10 protein-coding genes, 3 pseudogenes and 1 riboswitch are annotated in these 14,146 nt (G+C 68.8%); of the genes and pseudogenes, 5 read left to right on the forward strand and 8 right to left on the reverse strand.

Annotated features, from left to right (window positions below):
- On the forward strand, positions 1 to 2,448 hold a 2,448-nt coding region (locus ACFYY7_RS11065), incomplete at its 5' end, for a S8 family serine peptidase (RefSeq protein WP_388659812.1).
- Between the two features lie 574 nt (positions 2,449 to 3,022).
- Here ACFYY7_RS11065 and ACFYY7_RS11070 read toward each other — a convergent pair.
- Positions 3,023 to 4,129: pseudogene (locus ACFYY7_RS11070) on the reverse strand (CapA family protein); the annotation flags it as partial.
- Positions 4,130 to 4,138: 9 nt separating this feature from the next.
- Complete coding sequence (locus ACFYY7_RS11075; protein WP_388659814.1) at positions 4,139 to 4,750, reverse strand: hypothetical protein; 612 nt, start codon at positions 4,748 to 4,750, stop codon at positions 4,139 to 4,141.
- On the opposite strand from ACFYY7_RS11075, the pseudogene ACFYY7_RS11080 reads away from it, so the two are divergent.
- Positions 4,701 to 4,864, forward strand: a pseudogene (locus tag ACFYY7_RS11080) (enoyl-CoA hydratase-related protein); the annotation flags it as partial. The gene ACFYY7_RS11075 and the pseudogene ACFYY7_RS11080 sit on opposite strands and share 50 nt — an antisense overlap.
- A gap of 225 nt (positions 4,865 to 5,089) precedes the next feature.
- On the opposite strand, the gene ACFYY7_RS11085 reads toward ACFYY7_RS11080, so the two are convergent.
- The 4 genes from ACFYY7_RS11085 to ACFYY7_RS11100 all read right to left on the reverse strand — a co-directional run bounded on the left by ACFYY7_RS11085 (position 5,090) and on the right by ACFYY7_RS11100 (position 8,665).
- Positions 5,090 to 5,851 carry a (2Fe-2S)-binding protein gene (locus ACFYY7_RS11085; protein WP_388659816.1) on the reverse strand — a complete coding sequence of 254 codons (762 nt, stop codon included), beginning with the start codon at positions 5,849 to 5,851 and terminating at the stop codon, positions 5,090 to 5,092.
- Complete coding sequence (locus ACFYY7_RS11090) at positions 5,848 to 6,636, reverse strand: ABC transporter ATP-binding protein (RefSeq protein WP_388659818.1); 789 nt, start codon at positions 6,634 to 6,636, stop codon at positions 5,848 to 5,850. Before ACFYY7_RS11090 ends, ACFYY7_RS11085 begins: the two co-directional genes overlap by 4 nt.
- Entirely contained in the window at positions 6,633 to 7,613 is a 981-nt protein-coding gene (locus ACFYY7_RS11095; RefSeq protein WP_388661061.1) for a FecCD family ABC transporter permease, read from the reverse strand. The genes ACFYY7_RS11090 and ACFYY7_RS11095 overlap by 4 nt, the downstream gene beginning before the upstream one ends.
- 71 nt (positions 7,614 to 7,684) lie before the next feature.
- Positions 7,685 to 8,665, reverse strand: coding sequence for an ABC transporter substrate-binding protein (locus ACFYY7_RS11100; protein WP_388659820.1), 981 nt, complete (start codon positions 8,663 to 8,665; stop codon positions 7,685 to 7,687).
- Between the two features lie 38 nt (positions 8,666 to 8,703).
- A riboswitch (cobalamin riboswitch) is annotated at positions 8,704 to 8,856 on the reverse strand.
- A gap of 1,189 nt (positions 8,857 to 10,045) precedes the next feature.
- Between ACFYY7_RS11100 and ACFYY7_RS11105 the strand changes: the two genes are divergently transcribed.
- The 3 genes and pseudogenes from ACFYY7_RS11105 (at position 10,046) to ACFYY7_RS11115 (ending at position 11,912) form a co-directional block, all read left to right on the forward strand.
- Positions 10,046 to 10,360: a nucleotide pyrophosphohydrolase gene (locus ACFYY7_RS11105; protein WP_388659823.1), complete on the forward strand. Its 315-nt coding sequence runs from the start codon at positions 10,046 to 10,048 to the stop codon at positions 10,358 to 10,360.
- 97 nt (positions 10,361 to 10,457) lie between these two features.
- A pseudogene (locus ACFYY7_RS11110) lies at positions 10,458 to 10,580 on the forward strand (glycosyltransferase family 2 protein); the annotation flags it as partial.
- Between the two features lie 615 nt (positions 10,581 to 11,195).
- On the forward strand, positions 11,196 to 11,912 hold the full coding sequence (locus tag ACFYY7_RS11115; RefSeq protein WP_388659826.1) for a BTAD domain-containing putative transcriptional regulator: 717 nt from the start codon (positions 11,196 to 11,198) through the stop codon (positions 11,910 to 11,912).
- 76 nt (positions 11,913 to 11,988) lie between these two features.
- On the opposite strand, the gene ACFYY7_RS11120 is transcribed toward ACFYY7_RS11115, so the two are convergent.
- Together ACFYY7_RS11120 and ACFYY7_RS11125 are read right to left on the reverse strand one after the other, a co-directional pair.
- The gene (locus tag ACFYY7_RS11120; RefSeq protein WP_388659829.1) at positions 11,989 to 12,717 is read right to left on the reverse strand and encodes an SDR family NAD(P)-dependent oxidoreductase; all 729 of its coding nucleotides are present in this window, start codon (positions 12,715 to 12,717) and stop codon (positions 11,989 to 11,991) included.
- A gap of 100 nt (positions 12,718 to 12,817) precedes the next feature.
- The gene (locus ACFYY7_RS11125; RefSeq protein WP_388659832.1) at positions 12,818 to 14,089 is read right to left on the reverse strand and encodes a class I adenylate-forming enzyme family protein; all 1,272 of its coding nucleotides are present in this window, start codon (positions 14,087 to 14,089) and stop codon (positions 12,818 to 12,820) included.
- Positions 14,090 to 14,146 lie beyond the last annotated feature (57 nt).

The raw sequence follows: 14,146 nt of genomic DNA on the forward strand, positions 1-14,146 counted from the left end.
ACCCCCGTCGACGCCAACTACACCGCGGCCAACGGCACCTCGATGGCCACCCCGCACGTGTCCGGGGCAGCGGCGATCCTCGCCCAGCGCCACCCCGACTGGTCCGCCGACCGGCTCAAGCAGGTGCTGGTCAGCACCGCCAAGCAGGGCTCGTACAACGCCTACCAGGGCGGTAACGGCCGCGTCGACGTGCCCAAGGCGATCGGCGCCACGACGTACTCGAGCCCCGCCGTCGTCAGCATGGGCAAGAAGTCGGCCGAGAGCGCGCCGGTCACCAAGACGGTCAGCTACGTCAACACCTCCGCTACGGACACCACGCTGTCGCTCCGCCTGTTCAGCGCCGGAGAGACAGCGCCGCCGCCGGAGGGCATGTTCACGCTCAGCGCCGACAGCGTGACGGTCCCGGCCAACTCCACCGCGAGCGTGACGGTGACCTACCACCCCGAGCTCGGCGCCGTGGGCGACTACACCGGTGTCATCACGGCCACCGCGGCCGACGGCACCGCGATCCGCACCACCGTCGGCGCCACGAAGGACGTGCCCACCGTCGACCTCACCCTCAACACGATCGACCGGAACGGAGACCCGGCGCTCGGCGAACTCGTGGTGTTCGACCTGGACAACGGGGTTGCCCTTCAGGTGTTCCCCGAGGGCGGAACCAAGACGGTCGCACTGCCGCAGGGACGCTACTCCGTCATGGGCATCGTGTACACGACGGACAAGGCCACGGGCCGGACCCTGAGCCACACGCTCGCCGGTGAGCCCGTCGTGGATCTGAAGGCGGACCGGACGATCACGATGGACGCCAGGCTGGGCAAGGAGGTCAAGGTCGCGACCCCCAAGGAGTCCGAGTCGAACGGCTACAAGCTCGGGTACCGCCAGAGCCTCCCCGGCAAGCGGGGAGTCGACTACATGAAGGCTGCATCCGACCCGTTGTGGGACCACGCCTACGTGGTGCCCACCGAGCCGGTGACGGACGGCACATTCGAGTTCAGCTTCCAGCAGCGCAGGTACTCGCCGGTGATCCGGGCGTCCTATGCCGGGAAGGGAGACGCGCTCCCGCTTGAGCCGGTGGTCTATGCGGATTGGTTGTACGGCTCCAGCAGGCTCCAGGCGGTCGACGCCGGCACGGGACGGCCGGAGGACTTGACCGGCAAGGACCTCGACGGCAAGCTCGCGGTCGTCACCCGCGATGCCACCTTGAAGGCCGTCGACCAGATTGCCGCTGTGGCCGGTGCCGGCGCGAAGGCAGCGATCATCGTCAACGACCGGCCCGGCCCATATTACGCCGGCGTGCCACGCTCCACCGGCACTGCCATTCCGGCCTGGAGCCTCACCCAGGACGAGGGCGCGGTGCTCTTCGGCCGGATGGCCGACGGTCCCACGCGGATCAACCTGCAGGGCATCAAGAAAGACCCCTCCGTGTACAACATCGCGCTGATGGTTCCCGGTGGAATTCCGGCCGACCCCACCGACGCGGTCACCACGGAGAACTCGGCCGTGGTGAAGTCCCACTACCGCAGCACCAAAGGCACTCTGCTCGGCGACACCGACTCGGCGATCCGCCCGGGAGAGGGCGCGATCTTCCAGTTCGTGGAATCCTTCGAGGCGCCGCTGGACCGGGAGGAGTGGTACTCCACCGGCAGCAAGTGGCCGACGATGAAGGACATGGGGTGGTGGCACACCGTCAAGCCGGACCGCACCGATACCTTCCGCGTCATGCGTGACGTCATCCGCAACTACAGCCCGGGCGAGCGGCGCGAGGAGACCTGGCTGGGTGCGGCGAACGGCCCGGCCGGGCCGATGACCACCAACGCGTTCCGCGACGGTGACCAGGTCACCCTCAATATGTCGGAGATGGGCGACAGCGAGCCGGGACACTACGCCTTCTTCCTGAACGATGGCGACAACCTGGACGATGACGACAAGTCGACGGTGCGGCTGTACCAGGACGGCAAACTCCTCACGGAAACCAACCGGTTCGCGTGGACCACGGTGCCGGTCGGCCCTGACCCAACGACTTACCGGATCACCAAGGACGCCGAGCACCGGGAGTGGTTCCCGCTGTCCACGAGGACCAGCACCGCGTGGACGTTCAAGTCCGCCCGGCCGGCGAACGGCCAGGAAGACCTGGCGCTGCTCTGGCCGAGGTACGGCCTGGACCTGGACGCGGAGAACACCGCCAAGGGCGGCAAGAACTACCACTTCGACCTGGCCTTCGTCCTCCAGAACGGCGCCACCCCGGACATCGACGGGGTGAAGGTGGAGGCGTCCACCGATGACGGTGCCACCTGGCAGCCCGCGAAGCTCAAGAGCAAGAGCGACGGCAGCTACAAGGTGTCCGTCAACAACCCGGCATCGGGCTACGTGTCCCTGCGCATCAAGGCACAGGACACCCACGGCAGCAAGATCGAGCAGACCCTGATCAAGGCCTACGCCGTTCGCTGACCCGCACAGCAGCCCTTCCCCGACCGCGCCCCTGGCGCAAGGCACGCCCTTGCGCCAGGGGCACACTCCTGCCTCAGCGAGCCCAACGCCCGCGTGATCGACCGGACGGCACGCGGCGGCGATTCCTGACACTGTGCTCTCGTCCGGCATCCGGCGCTATGGGCCCGCAGCCTTCAGAAGCCCTCCTTGCCGGCAGTCCCGGCGGTGGCCGCGGCGACGTCGTCGGCCGGCCCCAACCGCAGGGCATCCAGGATCTGGCACCACCAGCCGCCCTGCTCCGGTTGGCCCGGCCCGGGACGGGGTATCGGGTCGGCCGGGCCGGTGCTGGCCTCGGTCTCGTCCTCGACGGCACTGGCGAGCCATGGAGTGGCAGGCCCGCTGCGACCTGCAGGTGCGCCACGACCGTGAACTGACGCAAGTACGGACGGTGTCGGAGATCACGCAGAACGTGGTCATGCGGCCCCTGCCACGCCGGATCGGCCCGCTGCGGGTGGCGTCGATGTACCTGGGGCGCAGGAGCACGCCATGAGTGGTCCCGCTTGAGGTCCTTTAATGCGTGCTGCCCGGAGCGCAGGGGCCGTAGCGTGAGCGTGCCGTCGGGCCCGCCGTCGACGTGGGTGCCGAACTTCCGGCTGTGTCTGTCGAGGACGGCGCGCAGCCACTCGGTGTCCTCGGGTGAGGCGTGTTCCAGTCGCATCCTGCGTGCCTGCAGGGGCACCATACGAGCGTCAATCAGTCGGCCGGTGTCCGCCTCCACCGAGACCAGGTACAGCACTCGCAGGTCGTCCCGGTAGCTCTCGTAGCCGCCGATGCCTTCATAGTCGTCGATGAGGTCGCCGCAGCCGTACAGGACGAGCCTGTCCCGGTACACCTCCAGCGGGCGCGGGTGGTGCGAGGAATGTCCGTACACGACGTCCACGCCTGCGTCGAGGAGCGCGTGGGCGAAGCGGACCTCGGAGCGGGAGACGTCGTAGCCCCAGTTGGGGCCCCAGTGGACCGAGGCGACCGTGATGTCTCCCCGCTGCCTGACCTGCCGAAGACGGTCTGCGAACGCGGACGCGGCGGCCGCCGAAGGCTCCGCGAGGACGTTGACACCGGCCCGCTGCCCGGTGGCGGCCCAGTCCTTCGGGATTCCGCTGGACGGCATCCCGAAGGAGAAGACCAGCACCCGCCCGCAGGCGCCCAGGGGTACGATCGCCGGCTGTCTCGCGCGCACCTCGTCCCGGCCTGCCCCCGCCGTCCGCAGTCCCGCATTCGCCAGGGCGTCGAGCGTCTCGTGGAGGCCGAGTGGGCCGAAGTCGAGCACATGATTGTTGGCCAGCGCGCAGACGTCCGGCCGGGCCGCGGCCAGGCACGGCAGATTGGCCGGGCTCATCCGGTAGTGAACGCTCTTGCCGGGCGCGAAGTCCCCGTCACTGGTGACGGCGGTCTCCAGATTGACCACCCGCACGTCCGGCGCGGCGTCATCCAGGACCAGCAGCGCCACGCCCCACGGCCAGCGGAAGCCGACCGGCCGGGGGATCGGCCCGCTCGCAGCCTCCGCCAGGTCGACGTAGGCACGGGCGTCGCGGATGTACGCCTCCCGCAGCGCCGGGTCACTAGGGTGCGGGAGAATCTGATCGACGCCCCGGCCGAGCATCACGTCCCCGCCGAGGAACAGGGTGACCACGCCCTTGTACACCCTCCCACGCTAAAGCCGTCGCGAGCGATGCGCGAAGAATCCGCGCGACGGGGGCGCCATGCGGCTGTGCGTGTGTGGCGCGCAGAAGCCCTGTGACCGGCGAACCGGCTCCTCGACGGCCCACGGGACGGCGGCAGCAAACCCCTCCTCCGGCTCGACCATGTCCGGGTCGAGCCGGAGGTAGACCAGGATCACCTCGTGCTTCGGACGGAAGATCACCGAGGCGATGTTCACCATGCGCTGGTTGGCGATGTAGTGCCTGAGCGGAGCCACCTCGACCTCGCCCCACACGGTGAGCGCCTCGTCCAGCTCGACGTACAGGTCCTGCAGGCAAGCAGGAGCCACGGTCGAGCTCGCCTGGACCGGCGGCCCTCCGCTGCCCCCGCCGGCACGGACTGCCTCCTCCCGCTCCCGTCGGGGCTGCCGAGCCGGAGCAGGTCGGGGAGAACCAGGCGTGGACTCGATCAGCAGCAGGCTCAACAGCCCACCGTCGAAGATGCGGTAGCGCACCAGGTCGATCCGCTCGTGCAGACGCTGCACCGCGACCCGGTCATGGTGCGAGAAGCTCGCCGCGATGATGGTGAAAGAGGCCGTGAATCGTGTGTTCGAGACCACCCTCACCGAAGGGATCCGCTTCGAACACCGCCTCGTCCACGCTGTCTTCGCTACCGCAGACCAGAAGGAGGGCATGACAGCCTGCACGGAAAAGCGCCCCCGGTGTTCACCCACCGCTGAGCCATGGGCCATCGCGCCCGGACCTTGACGGACCGCGGGCGGTGGCCGTCCACCGGCTCGTTCCGGACAACCGGCCGGTTGCGCCGAGCGGCTCCGTTCGACCCTCGCGGCAGTCGGTCTCGTCCTGGCCGCCTGGCTCACCGAACGGCTCAAGGCCGAGGCCGTCTGCCGGGACTGGGCGCCGTTTTCGCTGGAACCGGCGCCTGGACCTCGGAACCGCTGGTGCTACTTCGGCCTCGCGTACGCGCGTAGCCGCTCCTCGCGGCTTGTCAGACAGCAGCTCGCACAGCGCACCGCCTCCGCGCTCGTGTAGTACAGACAGCAGGTGTTACGCAGATAGACCAGCCGCTCCGGGCCGTCCGGCGCTCGCCGGACCCTTGCGACCTCGCCCAGCGTCGCGAGTCCGCCGGGGGCGGTGTCCACGAACTGCCACCAGCGGGCAGCCAGCAGATCCACCTGGTCGCCGTACGCGCACAGCGCCGTGGCGCAGCCATGGGCGATCCCTCCACTCAACTGCCTGGCCCCGGCGCGGGTACGACGGTGCAACGCATCGGCGATGGGCAGCAGATGCCCGTCGAGCACGGTGCGGTGCAGCAGCCGTACGGAGTCCTCCCCGGCCCGGGGCGCCAACAGCCGGGCACTGCGGACCCGGACTCCGCCGATCCCGTGCGCGGCGGGGAGCACCAGGACATTGCCGGACCGCATGTCCGGGACCTCGTCGTACAGCGCCCAATGGAGCACGGCGGCGGCAGTGACCCAGCCCGCGTACACCGCCATCAGGGTCAGGGCGGTCGCATGGCCGGTGCGGTGGCCACTGCCTGTGCGTTCGCGCTCCAGCAGCGTGGACAACTCCTCGCCCGCCGGATCGGCCAGTCGGTCGGCTGCCAGCCACTGCCCTGTTTCGCTCGCGGGCGGTTCGCCTTCGGTGACCTGCCAGCGTGGTCCGTGCGGCACGGGCGCCCAGACGGAGGAAGTGTCGTCACTCATGACAGCGGGAGGTAGACGACGTTGGGGGAGCCGGTGACCGGGTGGGCGCCGATCCGGGACCGTATCCCGTAGACCTCGGACAGCAGCTCTTCCGTCAGTACCGCGTGCGGGGAACCGGACGCCACCAGTCGTCCGGCGTTGAGGACGAACAGCCGGTCGCAGTAGGAAGCAGCCAGGTTGAGGTCGTGCAGCACCAGCAGATTGGTGGTGCCCAGGGTCCTCACCAGGCCGAGGATCTCCAGCTGATAGCGGATGTCCAGATGGTTCGTGGGTTCGTCGAGCGCAAGCAGCCCCGGTTCCTGGACCAGGGCGCGGGCGATCAGGGCCCGTTGCCGTTCTCCGCCGGACAGTTCTTCGAACCGTCGGTCGGCCAGGGGCGCCGCGCCGACGCGCTGGAGCGACTGGTCTATGCGGCGGGCGTCGTCGGCGTCGTCCTGCTCCCAGAACCGTTTGTGCGGGCTTCGGCCCATCGCCACGACCTGGCGTACGGTCAGGCCGAAGGTGCCGGGGCTGTCCTGCGGTACGACGGCGACGCGGCGGGCCCGTTCCTTCACACCGAGGGTTGCGGCATCCACTCCATCCAGCAGGACCCGACCCGTTGCGGGTCGCAGGGCGCCGTACACACAGCGCAGGAAGGTGGTCTTGCCGCTGCCGTTCGGCCCGACCAGGCCGACGGTCTCGCCGGGGGCGGCGTCCAGCGTGACCGCGTTCAGCAGGGTACGGCCGGCGACCTCGTAGCTGATTCCGTCGGCGGCGAGTGCCGTCGGGGACGGTGCCGGGCTCATCCGGTGATCCCTTCGGTACGGCTGGAGCGGCGCAGCAGCCAGAGGAAGAACGGGCCGCCCACCAGGGCGGTGACCACCCCGGCGGGAATCTCCCGGGGAGCCGCCACCGTCCGCGCCAGCAGATCGGCCAGCAGCAGGAAGACCGCCCCGCCGAGCGCGGTCACCGGCAGCAGCCTGCGGTGGGACGCGCCGACGATCAACCGAGCGGCGTGCGGGACCATCAGGCCGACGAAGCCGATCGCCCCGCTGTAGGCGACCAGCACCCCGATGATCAGCGACACCAGCACGAAGACCCCGCCCCGGAAACGGCCGGGGTCCAGGCCGAGGCTGCGGGCCCCTTCCTCCCCGGTAAGCAGCAGATCCAGCGGACGGGCCAGGCTGATCAGGAGCACGGCCCCGACGCACAGGACCACTGCGGGCAGGGCCAGTTGGTCCCATCGGGCGCCGCCCAGGCCGCCCAGGGTCCAGAACATGATCTCCCGCACATGCTCGGCCCGGGAGGACAGCACCAGGATCAGGCTGGTGAAAGCGGACAGCACGTACTGGATCGCCACCCCGGCCAGGATCAGCCGGCCCGTTGTCATGGTGCCGCCGCGCCGGGCCATCGCGTAGACGGCGACCAGCGCGGTCATGGACCCGGCGAACGCTGCGAGGGGCAGCGCCACGTCGGTGGCCACCCCGGCGCCGACCCCCAGCACGACTACCACGGCGGCGCCCGCCGACGCCCCGGACGAGGCGCCCAGCAGAAACGGATCGGCCAACGGGTTGCGCACCAACGCCTGGAGCACCGCGCCCGACAGCGCCAGACCGGCACCGACGACGGCCCCGAGCAGCACCCTGGGCAGCCGTACTTCCCACACGATCGTCGGGAACGCACCGGAGCGTTCACCGCCCAGGACCGTACTCAATACCTCGCCCGGCGGAATCCGTACCGGGCCGAGCACCAGACCGGCCACCGCCGCCGCGAGCAGCAGCATCGTGAGGGCGCCGATCACGACGGGAGTCGAGCGGAGGACGGACTTCGGGCCGGGGCGGGCGGACCCCGCGCTCACGGAGTGCCGGGGTGCAGCTGCCCGGCCAGGTCCTGTACAGCGTCGGCGACCCGGACACCGAGCACGGCCGAGGACAGCGGGAGTACCGCGAACTTCTCGTTCTTGATCGCCGGCACGTCCGCGAGTGCCGGGTCGTTCAGCAGCCGCTTCTTCTTGGCCTCGACCGTGGTGCCTCCGTAGTCGTAGATCACGACCACTTCGGGCCTGCGCTTGATGACCTGTTCCCAGGACACGTCGCCGAAGGTGGCGTCGAGGTCCCCGAAGACGTTCCGGCCCCCGGCGAGCCGGACGATCTCGTTGCCGATGCCCTTGCCGCCCGCCGTGAACGCGGAGTTGTTGCCGGAGTCGTACACGAACACCGAGGGATGTGCGGAGCCCTTGAGCTCCGTTTCGACCGTCGTGATCTTCTGCCGTTCCTTGGCGATCAGCTTCTTGCCACGCTCCGGTACACCGAAGGTCCTGGCGACTTCGGTGATCTCGGTGGCGAGCTGATCGATGCCGACTTTGCCCCTGGCACAGTTCTCGATGTTCAGCCGGGTGTTGATGCCGTCCTTCTGGAGCCCCGCCCGGTCCTGGCCCTTGGCCTTGTCGAAGGCGCTGCTGTACCCGCCGTAGACGAAGTCGGGGTTGGCGCCGAGCAGCACCTCCTTGGAGGGGTACTCCTTCGCGAGCACCTTGGTCCTGTCGTACGCGGACCGGTACTCCGGCAGGATGCTGTCGTCCAGGTAGGCGGTCCCGGCCAGCCGGTCCTGGAGCCCAAGGGCCAGCATGATCTCGGTGACGTGCTGGTTCATGGTGACGACCCGCTCCGGCGGGGCGTCGAAGGTCGTCTTCGTACCGCAATTGGTGACGGTGTAGGGGAAACCGTCGGCGACCGGTGCGGCCTCTGCCTTGGCTTCGCCGCCGGTGCCGCAGCCGGTGAGAGGCAGCAGAAGCAGGGGTATGAGCGCGAGGGGTACACGGCGTATCGGGGGCATGACCGAGCCTTTCCGGGGGATGTCCTCGTCCCCTGGGTCGTACGAGAAGGCGGCGCGGTCAGTATCTGGCTTCCGGGCTGTTGCAGCCCGGTCACAGTGGCGGGACCGTACCGGATTCACACCGGTTTCCTGACACGCGTCGCCCGAGTTTTCGGAACTCATTCTGTCAGACCGCGTATTCCGCAGGTCATGCCCCTTGTGCTGTCGGCCTTGGGCGGACCCGGACGCCGACATGCGCGACGACGACCGGCGCTGCGGACAGGTTCCGCCCGGACCAGCAGGCTCGCCCGCCCCTGAAGGGCGCCATCCTTAGCTACTGGACGTGGGACAGACACGGCTCGCCACGGAAAGTTCGTCGAGGCCCGGCCGGTTCTGGACATCGAGCACGTGGGTGCAGGGGTTTTCGGGCCGTTGCCGTGAGGCCCGGACACCGCCGCTGGAGGACTGAGAGGTACCGCTCTACGGGTTTCTGGACGACTGCTTCCCCGCAGACGCAGAAGAGGACAGTGGTCGCGCCATCGCCCGCAGCGGTTGTTGTCTGTCGGCAGAAGCGGCTCCAGACGTCGCCACTCCGCCTCTGCCAGATCTCCCCGACCAGTCATACGAGAGCCAACGAATCAGTGGGCGGCATGGGGGCGCGGTCAGCATCTGCGATGCCACCACGCCAACTCCGGGTCTGCCACCGGCTCGTGATGCGTTCGCCCGAGGAGCACCACGTCCAGGCGCTCCACCTGCACCCGGAGTTCGCCGGCGGCCCTCGGCGGAAGCATGAACAGAGCATCTTGCAGCTTGTCCCGGGCCCACCCCTCGCCGCAACACGGGCAGGTGAACTCGGCCTCCCATTGCCTCCACCGGCGCTTGGTGCCGTGGACGCGCAAGGACCACACGCTCAACGCCACTGCCACGATGCCCGGAGACAATCGTTCCCGTTCGAGCATGCGGACGGCGGCATTCGCCGCTCCCGACAGACCTGGGACATCGCGATACCGCACCCAGGGTCTTCCCCAGCCGCGTTCCCGCGACCGAAGTGAAGCTGGTGTACTACGCGGCACGGCCCCTTCGGATGCAAGTCATGGATGGCATCCTCCCACAGCCCAAGATCGACCGGACAGAACCTGGACGTCCGTGATCGCGAGCTGGGGCGAATTCGCCCCGTTATCAGCATTGCGGGTGTTGGTCAGCTTTCGACTTCGGTTTTGTCGCCGCCCCAGAGGGTGTGGAAGGCGCCATCGCGGTCGGGCAGTGCGAGCGCCGGCGGCGCGCCACGCTGCCGCGGTGGGCTGTCATGGTGTCGGCTCATGGGCAAGACATCCTCGCTATGGGCTACTTCCTGGAGGATTCGATGGACGTTCGTTTGGACAGCTGGAAGAGCGCGCGCTGGTGGTGAAGCGGATCTATGACGAGCGGAATCGGCTGGTGGGCCGGGAGTGGACGCGGGAAGAGTTCATGCTCGGGTTCGTCGGAGATGTTGGTGATCTTGCAAAACTTGCCGCCGCGGCGGAGGGCGCACGGCGGATCCCGGGCTGGCGGCCGGCTCTTGAGTATGAACTGTCCGACTGCTTGTGGTCGGTGCTGGTCTTGGCCCACCTGCACGACGTGGATCTGGCGGCTGCGTTCTTCAGAACGATGTCCGAATTGGAGGAGCACGTGGCGGTGAGCATTGAGCGGGCACGTTCGGCCGAGGGGACGGCATGACCTGAGCCGCGACTCGCGTGTGGGCCGCTATCCGCTGGTGTTTCGGGGGCCGAGGACGAGCGGCTGGTTTCCGCCGAACTTTCCCGACCGGTAGGTGCACGAGGAGACCGATTTCGCCTGGCGCGCACTGGATGCCGGCTGGGACATCGAGTACCGGGCCGACATGGTGCTCCGGCACCCCCGGACGTCCCCGGCCCGGCATGCGGCCGGGTGGCGTGTCGGGGGTGCCGGTGCCCGGGGAGGCGCGTGCGGGAGATGTCTGAGGCATCTGCCGACCTAAGGGCTGTCCCGTAATCCCTGGTGGGCGTGCGACGACAGCCACGCCACCTCGCCGCGTTGTCGGAACGCCCGAATACATCCAGTATTCGGGCGTCCCTCCGCCTTGCGATGCACCGCGTCTGACGCCGCACGCTGATCCACCAGGGATTACGGGACAGCCCTTAGGGAACCGGCCCGGGTTGGCGTGCGCTTTCCGGCCCCGGGTAGAGGTGTCCCGGTCAGGGGGAAGGGGTGTCGGGATTCGGACGGCGGAAATCCCTTCGCCGCATCGTGAGCGGAATGCCGCAACACTGCTGAACACCTGACGGTTGCATGACGGGGATGAAAAGTGGGGTAAAGAATAGCGATCATTTTTGGCGATGTAAGGCTTGATTCTGTCGTATCTTGACAGGGGGTGTGGTCGGAGTACGGTAACTCGGTGGCCACTGCACACGTGGACGCTCGGCGTGTTTCATTATTTCTCATGTTTCTACAGGAAAAGTCAGCCTGAAGGAATTGTGAAGTGTTGATGAATATAGGAGTGCTAGGTCCTCTGTGTGTCTCTCTCGATGACACGGTGAACCAGGTGGAGCTGGCGCCGAAACCCCGCACCGTGTTCGCCGTCTTGCTGGCCAATGCCGGTCGGGTCGTCCCCGTCTCGTCCCTGGTGCGCGAGGTCTGGGAGGATGATCCACCCGTGAGCGCGCTGCGCAATATTCAGACCTACATCTTCCAGTCCCGCAAAGTGCTCCAGCGATTCACCGGCCTGTCTGCGCGGGCGGTGGCACGTGAGTTGCTGATGACCAGGCCGGGCGGATACGTGTTCAGCGACAGATTGGCGCAGTTCGACTACGGCGCCTACCGGAGCCTGGTCGTCGACGGCCGCGGGGTGATCCGGCAGGGGAACGACGCGGAAGGGCTGACCATCCTCAGTCGTGCACTCGACATCTGGCGCGGCCCCGCCTTCGTGGACGTGACGACGAGGGCCGCGCTGGAGGCGCAGCGGCGTGAACTGGAGGAGTCGAAACTCGGGGTGATCGAGGATCTCTCCGACGTCAAGATCAGGATGGGGATGTACCACGAGGCCATCGCCGATCTCGCCGTTCCGGTTTTCGAGCATCCGCTGCACGAAGGACTGCATTGCCAGTACATGCGCGCCCTCAGCATGTCGGGGGACCGGGTCCGCGCGCTCGATGTGTTCGGCAGGCTGCGCCTGAATCTCGTCTCGGATCTGGGGATCGAACCGGGTACTCCGGTTCAGAAATTGCAGTACACAATTCTCAATTCCGGCTAGGGCCCTACCGGAAGAGGGCGCCAGGAGGGGTTTCTCGGGAACCGCTTGAGAATGCGGCGGAAATGTGTACTCCGGTTCACACGGCACCGTATCCGCCGTCGACCGGGAGAATGGCGCCCGTGGTGTAGGCGGCCAGCGGTTCCGCGAAGTTGGCGATCCACCAGGCGACCTCCTCGGCGCTCCCCAGCCGGGCCAGCGGGAGCAGCTCCTGCAACCGGTGGATGGTGGTCACGGCCCGGTCGTCCAGCGCGTTGTTCTCCAGGATCGGTGTCTCGACGGGACCGGGCGCCACGGATACGACCCGGATTCCGAGGTCGGCGAGTTCGCCCGCCCACGTTCGGGTGAGGAAGTCGAGGCCGGCCTTGGCCGCGCCGTACAGCGACAGCCCCGGCCATCCGCGCTGCCCGAAGGACGCACTGACGTTGACCACGGTCCCGCGCGACCGGGTCAGCGGCGCCATAGCGGCCTGGGTGAGCAGCAGCGGCGCGCGCAGGTTGACGGCCATGAAGCGGTCGAAGTCGTCGGCGCAGATCGTCCCCAGCGGTGTCTGCCGCAGGCTTCCCGCGCTGTGCACCAGGACATCGATACCGCCGAACGTCTCCAGCGCGGCTTCGATGATGGCGGTGGGCGACGCCCTTCCCGCGACGTCGGCGCTCAGCGGCACGATGGAGGACCTGTCCCGGGCCGTGGCGACCAGCTTCTCCCGGGTCCGGCCGACGGCCAGGACATTGGCGCCGCGGTCGGCGAAGGCGTGTGCGGTCGCCCGCCCGATGCCGCTGCCAGCCCCGGTGACGACCGCTGTCATCCCAGTCAGGGTGTGGGTCAACGCGACGTCTCCTTGTGAGAGGTGAACGAATCCTGCTACCTGGAAGAACACCTGCCGCGCCATTCGGTTGCATCGCCCGCTACCTGCCACCTGCCACCCGCGACCCGCCGCTTCTCGGCCAGCCGGCGGGTGCCCCGCTGCGGGTGAGCGAGCGGGACGCCGTCCGGTCCGAGAGCAGGACGTGGTCGATGCCGCGCGTCAACTGGTGCCGGTCGGCCAGCGGATCGATGCGGTCCAGGATGCGCAGCGCACCGCTGGACGGATCGCGGATCGCCCGGTCCCGGGTGCAGAACCAGCCCGGTCCGTCCGGATTGCCGTCGGGCAGGAACCGGGCGGGCGTCTGCTCCGGCCCCAGGTACGGGGTGCCGGCCATGCGGACCTGGAGTTCACCTTCGACGATCCTGATCCGTACCCCCGGAGCGACCATGCCCACCGACCCTGGGGCGAACCAGCCGGTGGGGTCGGCGGCGACGATGCCGGTCTCCGTGGTGCCGTACGCCTGGCCGATGCGTACCCCGAAGCGTTCGGCGAACCGGGCGTGGACCCGTCCGTCCATCCGGTCGCCACCGGAGACGGCATGCCGCAGTGCGGGCAGCCGCACTGAGTGTTCCCCCCGCACCAGGGCGGCGAAGTGGTCCGGGCGGCCCAGCACGGTGTCCACGCCGGCCCTGATCGCGGTCCGCAGCAGTGCGGGCCGCGAGGCCCGTGTCGGGAAGACGCTGACCGCCCCGACGTCCATGTTGTGCAGGACGCCGCCGACGAGGTTGAAGGAGTGGGCGACGGGGCCCAGCAGCATGACGTTCGAACCCGCGCCCGGCATGCCGTCCATCCGCCGGAAGGCGTCGAGTTCGGCGAGCAGCGACTGCGGGGTGCGGGCGACCGCCTTGGCGAAGCCGGTGCTGCCGGAGGTGAAGTGGATGAGGCAGTGGCCGGTCACCGCCCGCTGGCCGCCGCGCAGTTTGCGGACGAGGAGTTCGGCCTCGTCGTGGAAGGTTCGGTACCGGGGGCCGCCGTTGCCGAAGGCGACGTAGAACTGCGGCCGGCAGTGGTCCAGGAGCCGCTCCAGCTCCCTGCCGCGGATCTCCGGGCCCATGAGCAGTACCTGGGCCCCCTGCGACCACAGCGCGAGGACCGACCACAGCTGGGTGAAGCTCTGCGCGCCCTGGATCGCCACGGTGGCTCCTGGCCGCACACCGTACGCCTCGAAGAGCCGCCGCAGAGAGGTGACCTGCACACGCAGCCGTTCGTAGGTCACCTCGGAGTCGGCCCGCGCCCACACCGCGTCGGCGGGATGACGGGCCAGCAGTCCGGAGCCCCACCAGCGGGGCTCGTCGTCGAGTTTGTCGCGCATGTCGGATGTCCCTCCCGTGCGTCGTGCCGGGGCGGTGAGCGACCGCGCACCGCACAC

This window comes from Streptomyces sp. NPDC001933 (genome assembly GCF_042890955.1).
Classification (GTDB): Bacteria; Actinomycetota; Actinomycetes; order Streptomycetales; family Streptomycetaceae; genus Streptomyces.

Coding starts and splice junctions, on each gene's coding strand:
- ACFYY7_RS11095 (WP_388661061.1), bottom strand. CDS start 7,613: ATGCTGCTGCTCGCGGCGGCGGTGGCCGGTCTGGTGCTCGGCCCGGTA.
- ACFYY7_RS11100 (WP_388659820.1), bottom strand. CDS start 8,665: ATGCCCCCGATACGCCGTGTACCCCTCGCGCTCATACCCCTGCTTCTG.
- ACFYY7_RS11085 (WP_388659816.1), bottom strand. CDS start 5,851: ATGAGTGACGACACTTCCTCCGTCTGGGCGCCCGTGCCGCACGGACCA.
- ACFYY7_RS11120 (WP_388659829.1), bottom strand. CDS start 12,717: ATGACAGCGGTCGTCACCGGGGCTGGCAGCGGCATCGGGCGGGCGACC.
- ACFYY7_RS11125 (WP_388659832.1), bottom strand. CDS start 14,089: ATGCGCGACAAACTCGACGACGAGCCCCGCTGGTGGGGCTCCGGACTG.
- ACFYY7_RS11090 (WP_388659818.1), bottom strand. CDS start 6,636: ATGAGCCCGGCACCGTCCCCGACGGCACTCGCCGCCGACGGAATCAGC.